This window comes from Pseudomonas sp. SLFW, from assembly GCF_009905615.1.
GTDB classification, from domain to species: Bacteria; Pseudomonadota; Gammaproteobacteria; order Pseudomonadales; family Pseudomonadaceae; genus Aquipseudomonas; species Aquipseudomonas bambusae.
On record NZ_JAAAKW010000030.1, the window covers coordinates 1 to 22,480 of the forward strand.

Genomic DNA, 22,480 nt, shown 5'->3' on the forward strand with positions numbered 1-22,480 from the left:
TAGTAATGGTTCTTATTATAGAAACGCAATCTCCCAACGCATTATCGCCTTCCCCGGTTATTCAGGAGCAGCGCCGTTTCGGCTCCGCTCCCCCATTGACCCTCTGTCAGCCATGACGTGCTGAGCGGGACGGTCAGTGTCGTCCATCAGCCCGGTGGAATCGTCGCCAGCAGGCCAATGGAAATGGTCAGCGCCAGGAAGCCCAGCAGAAACAGCGTCATCTTGCCCATGAGTGTCACCTCTCAATGTGTGCGATACAGGCGCAAACATCGCCTGATCGCTCGGGGCCAGCCTCCTTTCAGTGGCTGGGAATGGTGACTAGTTTGGGCCGTACAACTGTTTCAATACAGCGCCAGATATTGGAGAAAAATACGGATCAGATGGAAATCCTCACAGCGCCGGACGCTGAATGTTCACCCATTCCTGCACGCTCGGCCGCGCCCACTGCCGCTTGGCGTACCTCACCAACGCTTCAGGCACGTCGTCGCCATTCAGAATCAAGCGATTGAGCATCAACGCCAGCTCTACGTCGGCAATCGACCATTCGCCAAACAAGTCGCCAGCCCCATCCGGCAACAGCGCCTCGGCGCCCTCGATCAACTTCTGCGCTGCGGCCTTCGCCACGGGGGTCAGCGCAGGGGCGTGCTGACCGTAAAACACCACCAGCGTCGAGCGCTCCTGCCGCAACGGAGCGAGGTCGCTGCGCAGCCATGCCTGAACCTCACGAGCCTTGGCGCGGCGTTGAGGGTTTCGGGGATAGACCGGTGCGCCGGGGAACACCTCTTCCAGGTATTCGTCGATGGCCGACGATTCGGACAGGGAGAAATCGCCATGGACCAGCGTCGGCACCCGCTGCGTCACGGACAATGCCGTGTATTGAGGGCCTTGCTGCTCGCCAGCCTCCAGGTCCACCGGAATCCATTCGAAGTCGAGGCCCTTCTCGCGCAGCACCACGAAAGCGGACAGGGCGTAAGGGCTGGTGTATTGGGCATCGACGTAGAGTCGCAGGCGAGCGTCGTTCACGAGGGTGATCTCCATTTCAGGGAACGGACACGCTACGAGAAGCGTGCGAACAAGGGAAATTCAAGATGTTCATGGGCCTATTCTCGCGGGGAATGGAAGGTACGACCGGACATAAAAACGCCCCCATGAAGGAGGCGTTGTTGGGAGAGTGGTAGACCGATCAGCCCAAATCAAAACGGTCCAGATTCGTGACTTTGGTCCAGGCCGCCACAAAGTCCTTCACGAATTTCTCATGGGCATCGGCGCTGCCGTACACCTCGGAAATCGCCCGCAACTGCGCATGGGAGCCGAACACCAGATCCACCCGCGTCCCGGTCCATTTCACGTCGCCGGTCTTGCGGTCTCTGGCCTCGAAGGTGTCATTGCCGGGCGACGCGGGTTTCCATTCCACGCTCATGTCCAACAGATTCTTGAAGAAGTCGTTGGTCAGTACGCCCGGACGGTTCGTGAAGACGCCCTGCTTGCTCTCCCCGACGTTATTGCCCAAGACCCTCAGACCGCCCAGCAAGACGGTCATTTCCGGCGCAGTCAGGGTCAGCAATTGCGCCTTGTCCACCAACAGTTTCTCGGCTGAGACCTTGTAGGTCTGTTTGAGGTAATTGCGGAAGCCGTCGGCGATAGGCTCCAGAAAACCAAAAGATTCGACATCCGTTTGCGCTTGGGAGGCATCGACGCGACCGGGCGCGAACGGCACGGTCACGGTTTGCCCGGCGTCCAGCGCGGCCTTTTCGACGCCTGCGTTCCCGGCGATCACGATGAGGTCGGCCAGCGAGACCTTGTTCGTCGACGCGCCGCCGTTGAACTGGCCCTGAATCTGCTCAAGCACCTGCAACACCTTCGCCAGTTGCTGAGGCTGGTTGGCCGCCCAGTCCTTCTGAGGCGCGAGACGCAGACGCCCACCGTTGGCGCCACCGCGTTTGTCCGAACCCCGGAACGTCGAGGTCGCCGCCCAGGCCGTGGAGACCAGTTGCGAAACGGTCAGCCCCGACGCGAGGATCTGGGTCTTCAAGGCCGTCACGTCGTCGGCGCTGACCAGTGGATGGGTGACATCCGGCAGCGGGTCTTGCCAGAGCAGTTCTTCGGTGGGGGTTTCTGGGCCGAGGTAGCGGGCCAGCGGGCCCATGTCCCGGTGGGTCAGCTTGAACCAGGCGCGGGCGAAGGCGTCGGCGAGCTGTCCGGGGTTGTCCTTGAAGCGGCGAGAGATTTTCTCGTAATCGGGATCGAAGCGCAGGGCCAGGTCCGAGGTGAGCATGCGCGGTTCCTGACGCTTGCTTGGGTCGTGAGCGTGAGGAATGGTGTTCGCACCCGCGCCGCCCTTCGGTTTCCACTGGTTGGCACCCGCCGGGCTCTTGGTCAGTTCCCACTCGAAGTTGAACAGGTTTTCCAGGTACTCGTTGCTCCATTTCGTCGGGGTCGAGGTCCAGGTCACTTCGAGGCCGCTGGTGATGGCGTCGCCGCCCTTTCCGGTGCCAAATTTATTGCGCCAGCCCAAGCCCTGCTCTTCCAGGCCCGCCGCTTCCGGCTCAGGCCCGACGTTATCGGCAGGCCCCGCGCCGTGGGTCTTGCCGAACGCATGACCGCCCGCGATCAACGCCACGGTTTCTTCGTCGTTCATCGCCATGCGGCCGAAGGTTTCGCGAATGTCTTTCGCCGAGGCCGCAGGGTCGGGATGACCGTCCGGCCCTTCCGGGTTCACGTAAATCAGGCCCATTTGCACGGCCGCCAGAGGGTTTTCCAGATTGCGTTCCCCTTGGGCCGTACGGCTTTTCTCTTCGCCGTGCTTGGCCGGTTCCGCGACCAGATCGCCCTGCCCCGGCTGCTCCATGTCCTTATGCGCGCCATAACGCTCTTCGCCACCCAGCCAGGTGGTCTCGGCGCCCCAGTACACGTCTTCATCGGGCTCCCAGACGTCAGGCCGGCCGCCCGAGAAACCAAAGGTCTTGAAGCCCATGGATTCGAGCGCGACGTTACCGGTGAGCACGATCAGGTCGGCCCAGGAAATCTTGCGGCCGTATTTCTGTTTGACCGGCCAGATCAAGCGCCGGGCCTTGTCCAGGCTGACGTTGTCCGGCCAACTGTTGAGCGGTGCGAAGCGTTGCTGTCCCGAGCCCGCCCCGCCGCGACCGTCACCAGTGCGGTAGGTCCCGGCGCTGTGCCAGGCCATGCGCACGAAGAATGGGCCGTAGTGGCCGAAGTCTGCCGGCCACCAGTCCTGAGAGTTCGTCATCACAGCCAGCAGGTCTTTCTTGACCGCGTCGAAGTCCAGGCTCTTGAATTCTTTTGCGTAGTCGAAACCCTCGTCCATCGGGTCGGACAGCGACGAGTGCTGGTGAAGGATCCTCAGGTTCAGCTGATTGGGCCACCAGTCGCGGTTAGTGGTACCGCCGCCAGCCGCATGATTGAAAGGGCATTTTGATTCGGTTGCCATGGTTATCTACCTTTGATCGTGATCATCCCGCCGTCTGCCTTTATCCAGGGCGCGGCAGAGACGAGTGAACTCAGTAGCACCGACGGTGCTTATTCTTATCGCCTTATCAGGGATGGAACCGTCGGCACAAGCCAACGACAGATCAAAGATAGCTCCGATCTCAGAGAGGTCTAATAGCCGCAGCATTGATCCGCGATAGAGCGGCTCTTTTAAGCGGTCTGGATGTGTCACGTTCGTGCGGCATCGCTCTGCTACCCTGCTTCATCCCTTTTCGGACAGACCTGCCCATGATCAAAATCCGTGTGATGACAATGGACGATTACGATGCCGTTCTGGCCCTGATGAATGACACCCCCGGCATTTCGATCCGCGACGCCGACTCCCGCGAATCCACGGCGCGCTACCTGGAGCGCAATCCCGGCCTGAGCTTCGTCGCGCAAGGCGATTCAGGGCTGGTCGGCTGCGTGATGTGCGGCCACGACGGGCGGCGCGGTTATTTGCAGCACCTGCTGGTCTTGCCCGAATTCCGCCGTCAAGGCATTGCGCGGGAGTTGGTAGAGCGCTGCCTGTCCAGCCTCGATGCCTTGGGCATTGGCAAGTGCCACCTCGACGTGCTCAAGACCAACGACGCCGCTGCCCGCTACTGGCAAGGCCAGAGCTGGAAGCGGCGTGAGGATATCGACCGTTTTTCGTTCACCCGACCGGGCAACGAAAACGCGTGAAGCAGTCGATCAGGCTTTTGAAAGCGACTCGCTGACGGCCACCGCATCCGCCCCCGCCGGGGTGCGCATCGGCGCGGATGGATCGGTCACCGCCTGCCACACGGCTTCGGCGACATCCAGCGCGTGGGTCATGGGCGATGCCGTGTCGCGCACGCTTTCGAACACCTGATCCCGGAACGCGACGTACGCATCCGGAATCGGATCGGCCATCAGCCGCCGCGCGTTATCGCCAAACGCCGTGCCCGGTGCGCGACCCGGCAACACCAGCCGCACGCGGACGTCGAAGGGTTCCAGCTCCAGCGCCAGCGATTCGGTGAAGGCGTTCACCGCCGCCTTGCTGGCGGTGTACACCGACAACAGCGGCAGGGATTTCAGCGTCACCGTAGACGTGACGTTGACCACCACGCCGCCCCGACGCTGACGGAACTGAGGCAGAACGGCCTGGGTCATGGCGATGGTGCCGAGGGTGTTGGTGTCGAAAATCTCCCGTGCGCTGGCAAGGTTCAGCCCTTCCACCGGCGCCAGCAAGCCAATCCCTGCATTGTTGACGAGGGCATCAATCGGTCCCGCCGCGTCGATGCAACGGGCAATGCTGTCGGCGTCCGTCACGTCGAGTGCCAGAATGCGCAGGTGATCGGAGGCCGGCAGCAAGTCTTTACGGGGCGTGCGCATCGTGGCGATGACGTTCCAGCCTTTGTCGAGAAAGAATTGCGCGGTTTCCAGGCCGAAGCCCGACGAGCAACCGGTGATCAAAACGGTGGGCGAGTGAGTCATTTGAAACTCCAGTGAATGAATGACCGCTCCACCATAGATCGACGACAACAGACGAACTACACTCCAACGTCCTGTTCTTTGTCGTGAGCGTCCGGAATGGTCGATCCACTGGCTGAAGTCGTCGGCCTGCTGCAACCCTCAGCCCCCTTCTCCAAACTGGTCATTGCCTCGTCGCCGTGGGCGGTCAGGCGCGCCGACACCGGCCAGCCGTTTTATTTCGTGGTGCTTGAAGGGGCGTGCCGACTGGCCATCGACGGCCCTCACGGCAGCGACATGATCGTCCTGAACGAAGGCGACTTCGTGCTGATTCCTGCTGCGCAGTCCTTTGCCACGTCGAGCATGGACCGCGAGCCGCCGCTTGACGACGAAGTTCCCACGACCGCCGTCACGCCGATGCCTGGCGGTGTCCGGCTCGGCGATCCGCTGGCTGACGTCGACACGCGATTGCTGGTCGGCCATTGCGTGTTCGGCTCGGCCGATGCCGGGCTTTTGGTGCCTTTGTTGCCGCGATGGGTGCACGTGCGTGGCGAACGGCGGCTGGCGACGCTGGTGCAATTGGTGGGCGACGAATCCCGTACCCAGCGACCGGCGAGAGAAATGGTCATGGCGCGGCTGCTGGAAGTGCTGCTGATCGAGGCGCTGCGCTCGAACGGGTCAACGGCGGCCTCGCCGGGGCTTTTGCGCGGTTTGTCCGACCCCAAGCTGTCATTGGCCTTGAGGGGCTTTCATGAGCACCCCGCCGCGCCATGGAACGTTGCGCAACTGGCGAGCACGGCGGGCATGTCGCGCTCGACGTTTTTCGAGGCTTTCGGCCGTGCGGTGGGCCTGCCGCCCATGGAATACCTGCTGACGTGGCGCATGGCACTGGCCAAACAGATGCTGCGCCAGCGCGAGCTGGCGATCAGCGAGATTGCCGAGCGGGTCGGCTACAGTTCAGTGAGTTCGTTCGGGGTCGCCTTCACCCGTCACGTTGGCCTGCCACCGGGGCGCTACGCCACGACTCAGGTCGATGCAGCGCCGGACATCGACGGCACAGGTCAGCAGCTCGGCTGATCCAGCTTCACCACCGGCACCTGATGCCGACGAGCCGACCAGAGCACCCCGCCCACCAGCAGGCAGATCGACGCCAACTCCACGAAGCCGGGGAAATGCCGGGTGTAAATAAAGCCGTAGATGCAGGCGAACACCGTTTCAAAGACGATCATCTGGCCGCTCAGCGACGAGGCCATGCGGCGGGAACAGGCATTCCACAGGCTGTTCGCCAGCCACGACCCGCAGAGCGCCAGGAACAGGCTGACCCAGAGAAACGTCATCCAGCGGCTGTGTTCGATGCCGGTGGGAATCAGGTTCGGGAACAGCGCCAACGCCACCACGCCAAACACCACCGCCACGCCGCCAGTGACAATGCCCAGCAACGTCGACCATTCCCTGCTGTTGAACGAACTTTGCTTGAGGTAGCGGCTGTTGTGGGTGGCGAACCACGACCAACTCACCACGCCGCACAACCCGCAGGCGATGCCGAGTAGTTGCGAGGACAATGGCACGTCGGAAGCGGTTTGCACGGCGCGTTCAATGCAGATCGAGACGATGCCGAGAAATACCATCAACAGCGGCAGCTTGAGCTTGTTGATGGGCAGCGATCCGGTGTCGTTGCGCCCTTGAAAGGTGATGGCGATGGGCAGCATGCCGTTGATCAAGGCGGCAGCCGTGACCCCGCTGAGCTGGATTGCGGCGCCGAGCAAGGCGTAGTTCAACACGTTGCCGGTCAGCGACAGGCGCAGCAACAGCATGACCTCGCCACGGGTGAGCCGAGCGAACAGACGACGGGCGAACGGCAACGCCACCAGCAACGAAAACAGGCCGTACAGGGCGAACCGTGCGCTACTGATCAGCACAGCGTTGAAGTCCGGCAGCAGCGACGGGCCTACGATGACCCCGGCCCAGATGGCCCCGGCCAGCAGCGCGTACACAATTCCACTGTTCATGATTTCCACTCGGCAGGCCGTTTGGCGAAATTCTATCGATGGCCGATACTTCGCACATGCGATAAAAACTCAGCGACACATTCCTCGGTGGAATGTCATCCCGCTGATCGAGCCTTGAGGAGACACCGTCATCAACCGCTACCTGCGCAACCTGCCCCCCCTTGAAACACTGATCACGTTCGAAGCCGTCGGACGGCACGCGAGCTTCACCCACGCGGCGTCGGAGCTGTTTCTCACCCAGAGCGCGGTGAGCAAACAGATGCGCCAGTTGGAGACGTGCATCGGGGTGCCGGTGTTCGAGCGCAAACCTCGGGGCGTGGCGCTGACCCGAGCGGGAGAGGAATTGCTGATGACGGTCAACGTCATGCTGTCGACCCTCTATCAAAGCGTCACGCGCATTCGCAACGTCCACCAGACCAACGCCGTATCGGTGTTGGCGACCCATGCGCTGGCGCAGTTCTGGCTGTTTCCCAAGCTCATCGAATTCAATAAGGCCTACCCGGAAATCGCGGTGCACGTGCACGCGATCAATGAAATCGACGACGCCAGCCTCAACGATTTCGACCTTGGCATCCTCTACGGCGACGGGGAATGGGCCTCGTTGAACAGCGACTTTCTGCTCCCGGAGATCGTTTACCCGGCCGCCCACCCGTCCTACGACGTGTCCGGCATCGAGACGCTGGAAGACCTCGCACGGGCGAACCTCGTGCAGATCGACACCTCCGCCTGGCGTTGCCTGGACTGGCAACAGTGGTTTGAACTGCTCGACCACGACTACAGCCCGCCTGACAACGCCCCGGTCTTCAATCAACTGACCCTGGCATTCCGCGCCGTGCAACAAGGCATGGGCATCGGCCTGGCATGGACCTTCATGGGGGACGAAGCCGTGGCCAAGGGCGAACTGCGGCGGGTCACGGATTTCCAGTGCGTCACGCGGTTCGGGGAGTTTCTGGTGTCCGTGAAACACCGCACCCTGTCACCTTGCGCCGAGGTGTTTCGGCAGTGGTTGCTGGTGTCGGCGAAGGAACAGGTGGGTGCGTTTGGGGATCGCATTGTGCCAGATAAAACGCCGTCGCTGCCGTCGTAACCTCCGGCGTCTCCCACGGGTTTCTGTGCTGTAAGACACTTCAAGGGCAGTAGAGAGTTATCGGCTGTGCCGGCCAATCGCGAATGAATTCGCTCCTACAGATAGCCCAGGGACGGCGGCGTGCCGTGCTGTTGTGAGCGACACGATCCACTGTGGGAGCGAATTCATTCGCGAAAGATGGGTCAGCCGACAGTGATTCGGAGACCGTACGGACCGCTCACTGAACCGTGCGAGTAGGCCGCACCACAATCTCGTTCACATCGACATCATCCGGCTGTTCGATGGCGTATCGCACTGCCCGGCCGATGGCGTCGGGTTGCAGGGCAATGGCGCGGTAGGTGGCCATGGCGGATTTGGCGGTGTCGTCGGTGATCGTCGAGGCCAGTTCGCTTTCCACCACGCCAGGGTGGATGCAGGTGACGCGGATGTCCGGGCTTTCCTGGCGCAAGCCGTCGGAGATGGCGCGCACGGCGTATTTGGTTGCGCAGTACACCGCCGCCGTCGGCACGACGCTCAGGGCGCCGACCGACGCGATGTTGATCACATGCCCCGAGCCACGCTGTGTGAATTCGGGCAGGACAGCCGCGATACCGTGCAGCACCCCCTTGATATTGACGTCGACCATGCGGTCCCATTCTTCGGTTTTCATTGAGGCCATGGGCGACAGCGGCATGATCCCAGCGTTGTTGATGATCACGTCCACCCTGCCCCAACGCTCCCGCGCCGCTTGGGCGAACGCGGCGACGTCGGCCTGGTCGGTCACGTCGAGGTGACGGCACTCGGCCTTCCCGCCGACAGCATTGATCTGGTCCACCAGGGTTTGCAGACGGTCCGTGCGGCGCGCGCCCAGCATCAAGGTCGCACCGGCGGCGCCCAGTTCTCGGGCGATGCCTTCGCCAATGCCGCTGGAAGCGCCGGTGATGAGAATGATTTTGTTGAGGCTCATGTTCAGGTTCTCGTGTGAGTGACGTTGACGGACACACTAACCGTGAAGCATTGTCGCGATAACTCCCCCTCCACTGACCGAACAGGTTAGCGCTGCTTACCAATGGACATTGATCTCAATCTGCTGAAAGTCTTCGCGGCGGTCGCTCAATGGCACAACTTCAGGGCGGCCGCCGATCATCTGGGCGTGAGCCGCTCGGCGGTGAGCCAGAGCATTCGCAGGCTCGAAGACAGCCTCGGGGTGTCGCTGGTCCAGCGCTCGACGCGCAATGTGCGCCTGACCGAAGCGGGCGAAGCCTTGCACCAACAGACCGCGGGCGCGTTGTCAGCGGTGGCCATCGCCCTCGACAGCGCTGCGCTGCAAGGCCCGCCTCGCGGGTTGTTGCGGGTGGCGGTGACGTCGATTGCCGAACGTTTTCTCGACGGCCCGCTGATCGCCAGCTTCGTCGAGGCCTTCCCTCACGTGACGCTGGACGTGACGGTAACCGATGAGGAGTTCGACATCGTCGAGCGCGGGTTCGACGCGGGCGTGCGCTTGGGCGAAGTGATCGAGCAAGACATGATCGCCATCCCGGTCACCGGCGAGCAGCGCGAAGTCGCCGTCGCCACCCCGGCCTATCTCGCGCAACATGGACGCCCGCAACACCCCCGCGACCTCACCGCCCACCGCTGCATCGGCTGGCGCCCGTCCCCTGAAGTCGCGCCCTGGCGCTGGGAATTCACCGAAAACGGTTGCGCGTTCGACGTGGCGGTCGCCCCCCGGATCACCACCAATGACATGCTGCTGATGGTGCGCACAGCGCTGGCGGGCGGCGGAATCACCTTCGGCATCGAAGACACCTTCCGGCCGTACCTCCAACGCGGGGAATTGGTGACCGTACTGGACGAATACCTCACGCCGTTTCCGGGGTTCTACCTGTACTACCCGAATCGGCACAACCTGGCGCCCAAGTTGAGGGCGTTGATTGATCATGTGCGAGGGTTCAGAGGAACGGCGCCGCCGCCGTGAAATACCCATCGACTGAAAAATTGGTTCGCCGCCGTCGTAAACTTCGGCGGCTCCCAGAGGGTTTTCATGCAGTCGCACACGCGTGAATAACGCCGAATGTCATCAGGAGGTTCAATGAGTGCCGATGCAACGCCGCTGGACGAAACAGGATCGCCGCCGCAGGACGGCTGGTTTTCCGCCGAGCATCGGGCGCGGATCGATGAGTTGATCGTCAAGTTGAAGACCAGCGACACCCGCGAGAGCGTGTCGCGGTATCACGGGATGGCGGAAGGGTATCTGCTGGGGCTGCTGGATGGCTATCACGTCGGTGTCGAACACCATGATGCGGTGCGGCAATACCTGCACAGCCTTGCTATCGCGCGGTTGAAGGTGGTCAAGCCGAAGAGGCGCACGTGACGACTGTCCCGGGGTCGGTTCAGTCTCCGCGATTGCAGCACAGCCGCATTTCTGCTGGGATGCCCCATCGCCATTCAAAATGAGCCCCCTCATGACCTCTTATCAGGACCTTTTCAGCATCGGCGAAGCGTTCGACACCTTCGTCGGTCGCGGCCTGCCCGCCGAAATCGCCACCGTTCGCCGCATTCAGCAACAGCTCGCGGAAACCAACGCCCTCAGTCCCGCCACCCTTGAGCGACTGCGCGCTGTCCGTGGCCGCGTTCATCTGCTGGCGGCGGGTGAAATGTGGTGCCCGGATTGCCAGATCAACCTCACCGTCCTGGATCACCTTCAGCGCGTGCAGCCGAACATCACGCTGGCGGTAATCACCAAAAGCCGGGCGGAACAGGCGCTCAAGGCACCGCTGGCGCTGGAGCGGATTTCGATCCCGTTTGTGCTGGTGCTGGATGACGCATTTCACATGCTGGGGCGTTTCGTCGAAAGCCCGGAGGCGGTGGTGAGCGGCGGCGATGCCGTGAGGGCGGATTATCGGGCGGGTAGATTTCTGGAAAATACCGTGCTGGATGTACTCGCGATTCTCGAAGCGCCGAGGCCTTGATGTGCCGATTCATTTCACGGCTTTGCGGGTGTGTGGAAGCGTCGAGACCGGCACGAATCTTGTGGGAGCAGCCGGAGCTGTGCGACGGCCGCGAAGCGGATGTGTCAGATCACCCATTCATCTCTGACCACCCGCCTTCGCGGCCGTCGTAACCTCACCCTTTCAGTGGCGTACGGTGTTTAGCGGACGACGCCAATCTCTGTGCCGGACACCTTGTAATTTCCGCTCCTTCAGCTCAACTCTCTAAGGTGCATATCCTTATATCAGGAGCGTTGGACATGGCCATTGCAAGCTCTTTGGCCCCGTTGTTCCGCCAATCGGTGGGATTCGATCGTTTCAATGATGTCTTCGAGTCAGCCCTTCACAGCGAAGCAGCCTCGGGCTACCCCCCTCACAATGTCGAGCGCTACGGCGACGATCATTATCGGATCGTCATTGCCGCTGCCGGCCTGTGCGCCGACGACCTGGACCTTCAACTGGAAAAAAGCGTGCTCACGATTTGCGGCGGCGAGCGCCACGCCGATGCGGGCGCGACTTACCTGCACCAAGGCATCGCCCACGGCCCGTTTCGCATGGTGTTTCATCTGGCCGACCACATTGAAGTGCAAGGCGCGACGTTCGAGCACGGGCTGTTGATCGTCTTTCTGCTGCACCGCATGCCGGAGCCGCTCAAGGCCCGACACATCAGGATCGACAGCTCGGGCGATGGTCCCGGCGAGTACCGAATCAATCGGGGTTGAAGGTCGAGCAATCGACCGCCTCACCCGCGACGGCCCCTGACCGCCCCTCCTCGACAAACGCTGCCCGCTTCGCCGCCACGGTGTCCCGCAGCGCCTCGTAGTAGTCAGGCTCTTGCCGCAACTTGTCCGTCACCGGCAACAACTCCGCGCGGCCATCGACAATCCCGCCCACCGTGTTGATCGTGCTCAGGGTGTCGACGGTGTCGCTGTTGTCGCCGAACGGATCGACCGCGAAGCTCAATACCTTGCCGGTCGCGTCCCGCAGGTTGGCGGTGCCGAGTAGCGGCAGTTCGACGATAGGTCCGTCGGCGATGCTCCAGACGCCGAAGGTCTGGCCGAAATCGGCCTTGTGCCGCTCGATGCCCAGCTTGCCCGACACGTCGAACAGCCCGACTACGCCGACGGTGGTGTTGATGACGAAGCGCCCGAGGGTGTTGACCGAGCGTCGGCCGTTGCCTTGCAGCAGGTCGTTGATGAAGACCTTCGGCTCGCCGAAGTTGGCGACGAAGTTGTGCACACCGCTCTGGAAGAACCCCGGCAAATGCCGATAACCACGGGCCACCGGAGCCAGAGCGTAATCGTCGACCGTGCGGTTGAAGGCGAAGATGCCCCGGTTCACCGACTGAGCGGGGTCGTGAATCTGGTAGGCCACCGGCTCACACGAAGAGGGCGCCGGGGAAGGCGGCGTCGCGCAACCGCTGGCGAGCACGGCCAGCACACCGGCAGCGGCGAATCGAACACAGGGCACAGCAGGTTTGAGGATAGGCATGCGGGGCATCTCGACGGGAAGTGCCACGATGCTGCCAAGGCTTTTTTGCCCGAAGATTGCCGGTTTCTTGCGGCCCGGTCGCTTTGTTTCCGGATTGAAATATATGACGCGGCGCGCTGAATGATTTTAGATAGGCGTCTGTTTTCCAGACCGACAGCGTGCCCGACCGTGAGCCATCTTATCCTGGTGGACGACGACCTCGAAGTCCTCGCCCTCCTGCAGAAATTCCTTCAGCAACACGGCTACAGCGTCGAGGTCGCCATCGATGGGCCTTCGCTGTGGCAGGCCGTCGAGCGGCGCGCCCCGGACCTGATCATCCTCGACGTGATGCTGCCGGGGGACAGCGGCCTCGTCCTGTGCCAACGCGTGCGCGCCGAACACAATGTCGCGGTGATCATGCTGACGGCGCTGGGCGAGCCAAGTGATCGCATTGTCGGTCTGGAACTGGGCGCCGACGATTACCTGACCAAACCCTTCGACGCCCGCGAACTGCTGGCCCGGGTGCGCGCCGTGCTCAGACGGACTGGAGAACACCAACACCCGACCCGCGAGGCGCCACGGCCGATTTTGATGTTCGCCGACTGGCAGCTGGACGTCGCACGCCGGGAATTGCGCTCGCCGGATAACGTGATGATTCCGCTGTCCGCCGGGGAGTTCGAGCTGCTGCTGGTATTCGCCGAGCATCCTCGTCGCGTCCTCACCCGCCAGCAATTGCTGGACATGGCGCGGGGCGAAACCCATGACGCCTTTGACCGCAGCATCGATGTGCAGGTCAGCCGTCTGCGCCGCAAACTGGAGTCGGAAGTGACGGCGATGCCGATGATCCGCACCATTCGCAACGTGGGGTATCTGTTCACCCCTGCCGTGGCCAGTCGATGAGCGTGGTACGGGCGGTGCGCGCCACACTGGGCCTGCCTCGCGACACCGTGGCGCGCTGGATCGCCTTGACCACGGTTGCCGCCATGCTCACGTCCCTGGCGTTGAACGGCGTGGTCAGCCTGCTCGGCGGGGTGTGGGCCCGACCACCGCTCACCGAAACCGGTCTGATGGAAAAGGCCGCCGCCGTGACCCGAATTATCGATTCCGTGCCCCCGGCGCAACGGCCAGGGATCGCCAGTGCAGCCAGCGACAAGGCGTTCACCAGCCAGTGGTTGCCGCGTCACGAAGACGCCCGTATGCCACCGGTTGACGACCCGGATTTCCGCTCCGGTGGCCCGCTGCTGCGCCGGTTGCTGGACAGGCCCACGGCGAAAATCGAGGCCTATGAACCCACCGACTGGGTCCCGCAATTGGCCGAGAGTCGCTACAGCCTGTTGATCGAGCTGCGTGACCAAAGCTGGTTGCTGTTTTCAGTGCCGACCCGCAGCTGGGGGCTGTCGGAGCTGCCGCGCAATCTGATCATTCTTGTGCTGATTCTGTCTTCGACCCTGCTGGTGGCGCTGGTTGCCACGCGCCATCTGGCGACGCCGCTGGAGCGCTTTGCCAAGGGGGCGCGGCGTTTCGGCGTGGACTTCAAGGCGCCGCCGATTGCCGTCGAGGGACCTCGGGAAATCCGCGAAGCGATTCTGGCGTTCAACGGGATGCAGGCGCAAATCCAGCACTTTTTGCAGGACCGCACGCAGATGCTCGCGGCCATTTCCCACGACCTGCGCGCCCCGCTGACCCGCATGCGGTTGCGCGGTGAATTCATCGAAGACCCGGAGCAGCAATCGCGGCTGTTCCGGGACGTGGACGAGATGCAGGCGATGGTTAATTCGGCGCTGGAGTTCTTTCGCGATGATGCGCGGCTGGAACAGGCCACGGCGTTTGACCTGGCCGAGCTGCTGCACACCCTCGTTGATGATTTCAAGGACGCGGGCATCGACGTGGCGCTCGACGCCCCTCCACGTTACGTGTTCGTAGGACGGCCCATCGGGATCAAGCGTGCGTTGGTCAACCTGCTGGACAACGCCGTCAAATACGGGATGGAACCGGGGATCAGCTTGCGTGCGCTGGCCGGAAGCGTCGAAATCCACGTCACCGACCGCGGCCCCGGCATTGCGCCGGAGTTTCAGGAAAAGGTCTTCGCCCCGTTCTTCCGCATCGAAGGCTCGCGCAACAAACACACGGGTGGCGTGGGCCTGGGGCTGCCTGCGGCACGGGCCATTGTGTTGGAGCACGGCGGCAGCCTGACGCTGGAGTCGCCGTACGGGGGTGGGCTGGAGGTCAAAGTGGTGTTGCCGGTGTCGGTGTGAACATGGGGATCGCCTTCGCGGCCGTCGTAACCTCCGGCAGCTCCCACACAGGTTGAGTCGGCGTCAGACCGCAAGTATCGCGGCGACGCTGCTCACAATGTTTGGCGTGCCGGAATGCAGCGAACCTGTAGGAAGGGATGCCTGTCGCTATTGAATCAACAGCCGCAGCGGCGCGAGCGGGCCAACGGTCATGAACTCGTAGGACGCAATCCCCTGCGCAGTCAGCGGCGGGGCTTCGATGGCAGCTTTCGCCTCTTCGACGGATTCGACGTTCATCAGGAACACGACGCCCGGTTTGTCCTGCCGGTACCAGAACTGCTCGATCTTGCCGTCCAGGTAGAGCTGAAGCGTGGCCGGGACTTCGCTGGGCATGATTTGCTGGCGCATTTCAGGGGTGAGTGGGCGGGTGATCGTTGCAACTGCCAAGACTTTCATGGGTGATCTCCTGATCGGTTTCGGTGTGTTTCGGAGGTCCCAATATGGCGGCGTCGGCGACAAACGAGTATGGTCCTGAATGCCATTTTCAGGATCATTTACGCCATGCGCATGACCATCGTCGCGTTGGAAGGTCTGTTCGACACCGGCCTGTCAGTGCTGCTCGACGCCTTCCGCCTTGCCAACAAGTTCGCCGCCGCCCAGCCCAAAGGCGCCAGCCCGTTTTTCGACGTCACTCTTGTCGGCGTCCGGAAAAAAGTGCAGACCGCTCAAGGGCTGATCGTGCCCGTCAAACCGATCACCCCTGACCTCAAGCCGGACTGGGTGATTCTCCCGGCGCTGGCCACCGGGTCGCCCGAACAGTTGATCCCGGCCCTCGAACGCCCCGACGTGAAAAAAGCCAAGGCCCATCTGAAACAGTGGCACGCCGAAGGCGCGCAGATCGCCGCGTCGTGCATCGGTACGTTCCTGGTGGCGGAAACCGGGCTGCTGGATCAGCGCGAAGCGACCACCACCTGGTGGCTCGCGCCGTTGTTCCGGCAGCGCTACCCGAATGTTCACCTCGACGAATCGCGCATGCTGGTGCAGACCGACATCGGTGTGACCGCCGGGGCCGCCCTGGGGCATCTGGACCTCGCACTGTGGCTGATTCGCCAGGCCAGTCCGGAACTGGCGGCGATGGTCTCGCGCTACCTGCTGGCGGACATCCGCTCGTTGCAGGCGCCGTACATCATCCCCAACCATCTGGCCCAGGCCGACCCGCTGATCATGCGGTTCGAACGCTGGTCCCGCGAGCACCTCAAAGAAGGCTTCTCGCTGCCCGCCGCTGCCAAAGCCCTGGCCACCAGCCGCCGAACGCTGCAACGCCGCTGCGAAGACGTGCTGGGCAAATCCCCCCTCTCCTACTTTCAAGACCTGCGCGTCGAACGGGCGCAAACGCTGCTTCACGGCAGCGATCTCGACCTTGAAGCCATCGCCACCGAAGTGGGCTATGCCGACGGTTCGACCCTGCGCACGCTGCTGCGCCAACGCTTGGGCCGTGGGGTGCGCGACCTGCGGGCCGATCTGCGCTGACGCTTCGATTGATGGAACTCCCTCGGCAAACCCTGGCCCTATAGGAGTAGGCCTCCGCCCTTGAGCGGCGAGAGGCAGGCGCCGGCTCGACGCCGTGCCATGGAATTCAATCGCTGACAGGTGACGCCGTGAATACATTCGTTCCGCTGGAAAAACTGGAAAAAATGGGCCGAGAAGAGCTGAAGGATTTCTACGAAATCTGGCTCACCACGTCCGAAACCTGGCCCCAGGACCCTGCCATCTCGCAACGCGAATGCCTCTGGCGCGCCGACCGCGAGCTGACCCAGGACGTGGAGATCGACGAGGCGTTCTTCCAGAACCTGCCGCGCCTGTGGCTGGTGGTCGATGACCTGAATGACACCTCTGCCATCCGTAAAATCGAAGACGAACTGGGCAGCCATTTCAACGAACTCGCCGTGAAGGGCGAATTCCGGCCGGTCGACAAACCGAAAGTGTCCTGCGAAGACAAAAACACCGACTTGCGAAGCTGACATCAGAGCCCGTGGCAGTCGATCTCCGGCTGCCACTGCAATGCTGCTACAAGCTGCGCTAATTGCCCTCCTGGTGTGTTACCGGCATCATCGGCGGTCTCGACACAAGGACCGTGCCCATGCCCACCCCTTCTCTCCCCGACACTGTTCACATTCGCGACCTGCGAGGCACTGACGCTGAAGCGCTGCTCGCATTCGAAACCGAGAACCGCGCCTGGTTCGAATCCCACATCGACCCCCGCCCCGCATCGTTCTACTCACCGCAAGGTGTGGACGAACACATTGACCGTTGCCTGTCCGAGCTCGCCTTGGGTACATGGCATCCGTGCGTCATCGAAGATGCCAGCGGGCGCATCGTGGGCAGGGCCAATTTGAAGCAGATCGATGCGCAGTCCGGGACCGCGGAAGTGGGCTATCGAATCGCGGAAACGGCTGCTGGAAAGGGCTTGGCCACCCAAGCGCTCAGGCACCTCATTCAACAGGCGCACAGCCGCTGGGGGCTGACCGGGTTGGTGGCGTATGTGTTCGAGGAAAATCGGGGGTCGCAGAAGGTGCTGGCGCGGTGTGGTTTCGGCCGTGACCGCCTTGCCCTTCACGGGGAGCCCGGAAGGGAAAGGCGCTTCACACTGTCATTTTGAGTCCAGCATTCAGCGTCAGTGGCTGATCGCGTCTTCCATGCCGATGCCGCTGTCACGGCGCAACACCAGGGCACGCCATTTCTCATCGGCGTCCACGCGTCTACGGTAGAGAAGGGTGCCCAGTATCAAAAAGATCGCGCCGAGCGGAATCGAAATCACCCCAGGGTTTTTCAACCCGATCAATGGCTGCTCCAACCCCACCAGACTGGTGGTTTCAGCGCCTGTCGCGTCGTATTTATCTTTGTTGATCTGGAGGTTCGCCTGGGCTTTGGCGAGTGCGGCGGTCAAGGCCTTGACTGACTCATCGTTCAGGCCTGGCGCATCAAGACGGGTTTCCAGCGTTTGAATGTCCGTCGCGATACGGGTCATGGTTACGGTGGTCTCTGCGCGAATCGCCATCGGGTATTGCATGTTGGGCGAGACAAGCACTACCACGATCGCGGCCAGTGTCCCGCCGATGACGCCGCACACCACACCGAAGACATTGCAGCGTTTCCAGTACAAGGTGCCGATCAATGCCGGGAGATTGGCCGAAGCTGCGATGGCGTAGGCGAGCCCTACCAACTGGGCGACGTTTTGCCCTTTGGCCATCAGACTTGCAGAAATGGCCACGGCGCCCACCAGAATGGCGGCCAGTTTCCCGGCCAGCATCTGCTGGCGGTCCGACGCCACGCCCTTCTTGATGGCGCCCACGTACACGTCGTGGGCCAGTGACGACGCCGCTGCAAGGGTCAACCCCGCGACCACCGCCACGATCGTGGCGAACGCAACGGCAGCCACCAGACCCAGCAGCACGTTGCCGGATACAGTGTCTGCCCCTCCGCCCAACAGCTGGGCCAATAAAGGCGCAGCCAGGTTGCCACCTTTATCACCCGCGACAATCGTCGAACTGCCCACGTAATAAGCCGCCGCGAAACCCAGGAAAATGATCAGCAAGTGGCAAGTGCCGATGGCGAGCATGGCCCACAACACTGACTTACGCGCCGTTTGAGCATCCTTTACTGTGAAGAAACGCATGAGAATATGAGGCAAGGCCGCCGTGCCCAAGGTCAGTCCCAGGCCTAACGACACTTGCTCCAGCGGGTTCTTCAAATACAGGCCCGGCTCGAAAAAGGTTTTCGTCACCAACGTGGGGTCTTCACCGGACGCCAATGCACGGCCATGGGAAAGATAGTCATACAGGGCGGCTTGATGGATGAGCGACGAAAAGAACGCCGCAATATCAAGATGAAAGGGAATGAGTGCGAGCACGGTTAAACCTGCACACGCCGTCAGTAACAAGCCTGCCTTAATGATTTGCACCCAGGTGGTGGCCGTCATGCCGCCAAACGTCACGTAGGTGAGCATTAATACGCCGACCACCACGACCGACACTTCGTACTTGATGCCCAACAGCGCATAGAGCAGAACGGCGCCGCCGACGATTTGCGGAATCATATAGGCGATGACGATGACGACACTCGATGTCGCTGCGAGAATCTTGGACGTCCGAAAGTCATAGCGATACGCGAGCACATCGCCAAACGTGTAGCGACCGAGGTTTCGGCAGGGCTCGGCCACGAACAACAGCACAGGCATCAGCGCGACGAAAAAACCGATCAGGTAAAGAATGCCGTCGTAACCGTACAGCGCGATCAGCCCCGACACCCCCAGAAACGCGGCGGCAGACAGGTAATCCCCGGCGATGGCGAAGCCATTCTTGACCCCCGATATGCCGCCCCCCGCGGTATAGAAGTCACGCGTGCTCTTGCCCTTTTTCGAAGCCAATCCGGTGATGACCAACGTCATCAGAATGATCGCCACAAACGCCGCCAAGGCGTAGGGTTTGTGGGCTTGCGGCACCAGATCTGCCGCCTGGGAAGAGGCCGTCGCGAACATCGCGATACACCCCGCGACGCAGCGCTTAATAGTGTTCATGGACTTTTCTCCAGGCGTCGGAAAACGTTGTTATTTGAATATCAATGGCTTTCATCCGATACGCATAGATCAGGGCAAGGCCTGCAACGAAGAAATACTGCGACACCGCAAACGCAGTCCCCACATTGACCCCACCCATCAACGGCAATACATAAATGTCGCGAAACCACCCTGCTCCGACAATGAACGCGAAATAGTAGGTGAAAAAAACGGCACTCAGCGTGACCAGCATTCGGTTTTTTGCGGCCATGCAGCGTTCGAAGGATTCAATCGCCAACGCTTTTTCAACCGTGTGCAGCGGCGGGACGGAAAGTTGTTTGAGCGCATTCATGATTGCCAATCCTCCAGGAGCCGGGAATAAATATCGACGCATTCATGAACGCGTCTGACGCTGCACCACTCGTCCGTCTGATGAGCGCAAGAAGGCTCTCCAGGACCGATGACGATCGCCGGCACTTCGCCAAACAATTCCCGGAGTACCGGACCATCCGTGAAGAACGCCACCGTCCGCACGGCTGACTGCTCACCGGTAACAAACGCGACGGATTCTGTGACCTGCCGGATCCACGGGTTGGCGAGATCGTTCGACAGGGCGGGTACATCCACTGTCGCTGACAACTTCACGTTGCCGCCGATATGGTCACCCACCCTGCCGCACAGCTCCTTGTGGGAAAGCCCGCACACGGTGCGGATGTCGATCGTGAACGCTGATGTGTCGGGCACTGAGTTAACGTTCATGCCTCCGGTGATCGTGCCGATGTTTAAGGTGGGACTGCCCAGCAACGGATCGACCGGGGCGCAGAAATCAAATTGCCGCAGCTTCTGGATGGCATCGACCGCATGGTAGATGGCGTTATCGCCAAGCTCGGGCATGGCACCGTGCGCTGTCTTCCCCGTGGCCTGTCCCGTCAGCCAGAGCGCGCCTTTGTGCCCGACGACACATTGATTCGCGGTCGGCTCTCCAATGAGCAACGCGCCCACGTCCAGACCGGACAGATCAAGCTCGGCCAGGCGCTTGGCGCCTTCACACCCCGTTTCCTCACCTGCGGTCAGTACAACCAACACCGGAGGCAAAGACCCGAACCGCGTCGCGAAGGTGTGCAACGCGCAAAGAAAAGCCGCGATGCCGCCTTTCATGTCCGAAGCGCCGCGCCCGTAGAGGCGATCACCGATCACCTCCCCGCCCAACGGCGCCTGAACCCACGGAGCCGCGCCTAACGGGACGGTGTCGAGATGACCTGTGAAACATAACCTCGACCCGTCCGCCGAAGGGTTCCATGCCAAGAGGTTGGCCCGTCCTGGGGCGATCGACTGGACCAGCGTGGTCAACCCCAACGTTTTCAGTGCCCGCTCCAACTCTTCGACGAGGGGGCCTTCATTGCCAGGAGGGTTGATGGTGTTGGTGCAGACCAGGTGTCGCGTCAGTGCTATGGGGTCACGCAGACTTAGGGGCACGATAGGATTCCTATGTCAGGAGCAGGATGCCGCACCTAGACAAAGCGTTCGAAAAACGCCACGTACTGGTACGTTACTTTTTTTGTACCAATTGAATCTATAACGACGAGGGGTGACCGTCAATCGAAAACATGAGGTGAAAGGTGTTGATGAGGCCGCGCATGCGGTACAAACGCCCCACACCCCGGCGTATGTCCTAGCATTTCGGCCCTGCGCATGTGCAACATCCAGGCGAAGGTGCAGGTTTGTCCCGGTTCGAGCTAAAGTATGTCTCCCTGTACCGGCGCCGGCCGGACGCGGCATGGCCCTCACGCACCCACGGCCAGGTCGCCAAGACCGTTGAGGATGATTATGTTCACGTTGCAACCCCATGAAATTGCTGAAGGCAAGGCAGAATCCATACGCCGCGCCATCGAGCAGGCCATTCTCGAAGACCGCCTCAAGCCGGGTGAAAGCCTTCCAACGGTGCGTAACCTCGCGGCGGACCTGGGTGTCAACAAGAACACCGTGGTGGTTGCCTACCGACAGCTACAGGCGACGGGGCTGGTGGTGTCCGATGGCAGACGGGGTTCGATCGTGGCCAACCCCTCGTCGTCGGCGCCTTCCGCCGATGTTGGCCTGCCCCAGATGATGTCGGTGCGTGACGGCAATCCGGACATCGCGTTTCTTCCCGATGACCACGACATTCGCGACGCATTTTCCCGCATGAGCCTCGACAACCATTTGTATGGCGAGCAGCGAAACAACGCAGGGTTCGTCAAATGGGCAAAAGAGGGCTTCCTGGCGGACAACGTGCCCGTGGACAGAAGCATTTTTGTCTCCGCAGGCGCGCTGGATCTGATCGAGCGCGCGCTTGAAGCGAGCGGGCTCACTGCAGGTGACAAAGTGGCCGTGGAGGATCCTGGCTACATGAGCCTGCTGGCGTTGACCCGCCTGATGGGCTTTGACCTGGTACCCCTTGCGTTCGATGATCACGGGATCGTGCCCGCCAGCCTGCAAGCGGCGGTGGACGTGGGCGTGAAGGCGGTGCTATTCAGCAGCCGCGCGCAAAATCCCACCGGTATTTCGACGTCGAAAGAGCGCGCACGGGCGCTGGCGGACATTGCCGCCCATGCCGATGACGTGCTGCTCATCGATGACGATCATTCCAGCCTGCTCCAATTGGCCGATTACCATCCATGGCATATCCGGGAGAACGGGCCTTGGCTGGTTGTCAGGTCGCTGTCCAAATTCCTGGGGCCTGATTATCGACTGGCGGTATCGACGGGAGACACCCGGACCATCGAGAGCCTCGAAAACAGACAGGCCGTCGGCATGGGGTGGGTCAGCACCTTTTTGCAGCGCCTGGCGCTTGAGCTGCTCATCAGCCCTGCCATCCGCCGAAAAATAGCCGCCGGTGGCGCAACGTATGTCGAGCGCCATACGGCCCTGGTGACGATGCTGAAAAAGAAAGGGTTCAACGTGGCAGCCGGCGCCGGACTCAATCTGTGGTTGCCCATCCCCGACGAGCGTGCAGTCGCCGAACGTCTGTTCGATGCGGGCTGGCTGGTGCGCACGGGGCGTGACTTCTGCGTGACACCCCAGTCCGGCATTCGAATCACATCATCGAGAATGACACCGCAACAAAGCAGCGTGTTCGTGGAGGCGCTCGTCGCCGCCCGTCACGCCGTGACCACGACGCTGTCGGCCTGAGTCTGACGCCGACAGAACCCGACTGGGACGATCGATGACGGCCCATTGCGAGCCATCATCGATCGTCC

At 61.8% G+C, this 22,480-nt stretch carries 23 protein-coding genes; 13 read left to right on the forward strand and 10 right to left on the reverse strand.

What is annotated here, in order from left to right; translation table 11 throughout:
- Positions 1-390: 390 nt before the first annotated feature.
- Positions 391-1,023, reverse strand: coding sequence for a glutathione transferase (gene yfcF / locus GVN17_RS27420; RefSeq protein ID WP_166598430.1), 633 nt, complete (start codon positions 1,021-1,023; stop codon positions 391-393).
- 160 nt (positions 1,024-1,183) lie between these two features.
- A complete protein-coding gene (gene katG / locus GVN17_RS27425) occupies positions 1,184-3,451 on the reverse strand; it encodes a catalase/peroxidase HPI (RefSeq protein ID WP_166598431.1) in 2,268 nt (755 codons plus the stop codon).
- Positions 3,452-3,738: 287 nt separating this feature from the next.
- Between katG and GVN17_RS27430 the strand changes: the two genes are divergently transcribed.
- The gene (locus GVN17_RS27430) at positions 3,739-4,173 is read left to right on the forward strand and encodes a GNAT family N-acetyltransferase (RefSeq protein ID WP_166598432.1); all 435 of its coding nucleotides are present in this window, start codon (positions 3,739-3,741) and stop codon (positions 4,171-4,173) included.
- 9 nt (positions 4,174-4,182) lie between these two features.
- Here the strand turns inward: GVN17_RS27430 and GVN17_RS27435 are convergent, their stop codons facing one another.
- Positions 4,183-4,947, reverse strand: coding sequence for an SDR family oxidoreductase (locus GVN17_RS27435; protein ID WP_166598433.1), 765 nt, complete (start codon positions 4,945-4,947; stop codon positions 4,183-4,185).
- 96 nt (positions 4,948-5,043) lie between these two features.
- Between GVN17_RS27435 and GVN17_RS27440 the strand changes: the two genes are divergently transcribed.
- Positions 5,044-6,000, forward strand: coding sequence for an AraC family transcriptional regulator (locus GVN17_RS27440; protein ID WP_166598434.1), 957 nt, complete (start codon positions 5,044-5,046; stop codon positions 5,998-6,000).
- Here the strand turns inward: GVN17_RS27440 and GVN17_RS27445 are convergent.
- Positions 5,985-6,935 (reverse strand): DMT family transporter, encoded by a 951-nt coding sequence (locus GVN17_RS27445; protein ID WP_166598464.1) that lies wholly within the window; start codon positions 6,933-6,935, stop codon positions 5,985-5,987. The genes GVN17_RS27440 and GVN17_RS27445 overlap by 16 nt on opposite strands.
- A 127-nt stretch (positions 6,936-7,062) precedes the next feature.
- On the opposite strand from GVN17_RS27445, the gene GVN17_RS27450 reads away from it, so the two are divergent.
- Positions 7,063-8,019, forward strand: coding sequence for a LysR substrate-binding domain-containing protein (locus GVN17_RS27450; protein WP_166598465.1), 957 nt, complete (start codon positions 7,063-7,065; stop codon positions 8,017-8,019).
- A 217-nt stretch (positions 8,020-8,236) separates the two neighbouring features.
- Here GVN17_RS27450 and GVN17_RS27455 read toward each other — a convergent pair whose 3' ends face one another.
- The gene (locus tag GVN17_RS27455; protein WP_166598435.1) at positions 8,237-8,965 is read right to left on the reverse strand and encodes an SDR family oxidoreductase; all 729 of its coding nucleotides are present in this window, start codon (positions 8,963-8,965) and stop codon (positions 8,237-8,239) included.
- A 102-nt stretch (positions 8,966-9,067) separates the two neighbouring features.
- Between GVN17_RS27455 and GVN17_RS27460 the strand changes: the two genes are divergently transcribed.
- The 4 genes from GVN17_RS27460 to GVN17_RS27475 all read left to right on the forward strand — a co-directional run bounded on the left by GVN17_RS27460 (position 9,068) and on the right by GVN17_RS27475 (position 11,707).
- Complete coding sequence (locus tag GVN17_RS27460; RefSeq protein ID WP_166598436.1) at positions 9,068-9,973, forward strand: LysR family transcriptional regulator; 906 nt, start codon at positions 9,068-9,070, stop codon at positions 9,971-9,973.
- A 114-nt stretch (positions 9,974-10,087) separates the two neighbouring features.
- The gene (locus tag GVN17_RS27465; protein ID WP_166598437.1) at positions 10,088-10,369 is read left to right on the forward strand and encodes a hypothetical protein; all 282 of its coding nucleotides are present in this window, start codon (positions 10,088-10,090) and stop codon (positions 10,367-10,369) included.
- A gap of 91 nt (positions 10,370-10,460) precedes the next feature.
- Positions 10,461-10,967, forward strand: a complete 507-nt coding sequence (locus GVN17_RS27470) for a thioredoxin family protein (RefSeq protein ID WP_166598438.1) — start codon at positions 10,461-10,463, stop codon at positions 10,965-10,967.
- 278 nt (positions 10,968-11,245) lie between these two features.
- Positions 11,246-11,707 carry an Hsp20 family protein gene (locus tag GVN17_RS27475; protein WP_166598439.1) on the forward strand — a complete coding sequence of 154 codons (462 nt, stop codon included), beginning with the start codon at positions 11,246-11,248 and terminating at the stop codon, positions 11,705-11,707.
- Here the strand turns inward: GVN17_RS27475 and GVN17_RS27480 are convergent.
- Positions 11,694-12,476 carry a VacJ family lipoprotein gene (locus GVN17_RS27480; RefSeq protein ID WP_166598440.1) on the reverse strand — a complete coding sequence of 261 codons (783 nt, stop codon included), beginning with the start codon at positions 12,474-12,476 and terminating at the stop codon, positions 11,694-11,696. The genes GVN17_RS27475 and GVN17_RS27480 overlap by 14 nt on opposite strands.
- Before the next feature lie 120 nt (positions 12,477-12,596).
- On the opposite strand from GVN17_RS27480, the gene GVN17_RS27485 reads away from it, so the two are divergent.
- Together GVN17_RS27485 and GVN17_RS27490 are read left to right on the forward strand one after the other, a co-directional pair.
- A complete protein-coding gene (locus tag GVN17_RS27485; protein ID WP_218576437.1) occupies positions 12,597-13,355 on the forward strand; it encodes a response regulator in 759 nt (252 codons plus the stop codon).
- Positions 13,352-14,710 (forward strand): cell wall metabolism sensor histidine kinase WalK, encoded by a 1,359-nt coding sequence (locus GVN17_RS27490; protein ID WP_166598442.1) that lies wholly within the window; start codon positions 13,352-13,354, stop codon positions 14,708-14,710. The genes GVN17_RS27485 and GVN17_RS27490 overlap by 4 nt, the downstream gene beginning before the upstream one ends.
- Before the next feature lie 147 nt (positions 14,711-14,857).
- Here the strand turns inward: GVN17_RS27490 and GVN17_RS27495 are convergent, their stop codons facing one another.
- Positions 14,858-15,145: a hypothetical protein gene (locus tag GVN17_RS27495; protein WP_166598443.1), complete on the reverse strand. Its 288-nt coding sequence runs from the start codon at positions 15,143-15,145 to the stop codon at positions 14,858-14,860.
- Between the two features lie 105 nt (positions 15,146-15,250).
- Here GVN17_RS27495 and GVN17_RS27500 point away from each other — a divergent pair, with 105 nt between their 5' ends.
- From GVN17_RS27500 to GVN17_RS27510, 3 genes are all read left to right on the forward strand, one after another.
- Positions 15,251-16,219: a GlxA family transcriptional regulator gene (locus tag GVN17_RS27500; protein WP_166598444.1), complete on the forward strand. Its 969-nt coding sequence runs from the start codon at positions 15,251-15,253 to the stop codon at positions 16,217-16,219.
- A gap of 128 nt (positions 16,220-16,347) precedes the next feature.
- Positions 16,348-16,710, forward strand: coding sequence for a hypothetical protein (locus tag GVN17_RS27505; RefSeq protein WP_166598445.1), 363 nt, complete (start codon positions 16,348-16,350; stop codon positions 16,708-16,710).
- A gap of 119 nt (positions 16,711-16,829) precedes the next feature.
- Positions 16,830-17,348, forward strand: coding sequence for a GNAT family N-acetyltransferase (locus GVN17_RS27510; protein WP_166598446.1), 519 nt, complete (start codon positions 16,830-16,832; stop codon positions 17,346-17,348).
- Positions 17,349-17,363: 15 nt separating this feature from the next.
- Here GVN17_RS27510 and GVN17_RS27515 read toward each other — a convergent pair whose 3' ends face one another.
- From GVN17_RS27515 to GVN17_RS27525, 3 genes are read right to left on the reverse strand one after another with little or no spacing between them, the layout of a single operon-like run.
- On the reverse strand, positions 17,364-19,265 hold the full coding sequence (locus GVN17_RS27515; RefSeq protein ID WP_166598447.1) for a cation acetate symporter: 1,902 nt from the start codon (positions 19,263-19,265) through the stop codon (positions 17,364-17,366).
- Positions 19,252-19,596: a DUF485 domain-containing protein gene (locus GVN17_RS27520; protein ID WP_166598448.1), complete on the reverse strand. Its 345-nt coding sequence runs from the start codon at positions 19,594-19,596 to the stop codon at positions 19,252-19,254. The genes GVN17_RS27515 and GVN17_RS27520 overlap by 14 nt, the downstream gene beginning before the upstream one ends.
- Positions 19,593-20,720 carry a M20 family metallopeptidase gene (locus tag GVN17_RS27525; RefSeq protein ID WP_218576438.1) on the reverse strand — a complete coding sequence of 376 codons (1,128 nt, stop codon included), beginning with the start codon at positions 20,718-20,720 and terminating at the stop codon, positions 19,593-19,595. Before GVN17_RS27525 ends, GVN17_RS27520 begins: the two co-directional genes overlap by 4 nt.
- Before the next feature lie 351 nt (positions 20,721-21,071).
- Here GVN17_RS27525 and GVN17_RS27530 point away from each other — a divergent pair, with 351 nt between their 5' ends.
- The gene (locus GVN17_RS27530) at positions 21,072-22,412 is read left to right on the forward strand and encodes an aminotransferase class I/II-fold pyridoxal phosphate-dependent enzyme (protein WP_166598449.1); all 1,341 of its coding nucleotides are present in this window, start codon (positions 21,072-21,074) and stop codon (positions 22,410-22,412) included.
- Positions 22,413-22,480: the final 68 nt, after the last annotated feature.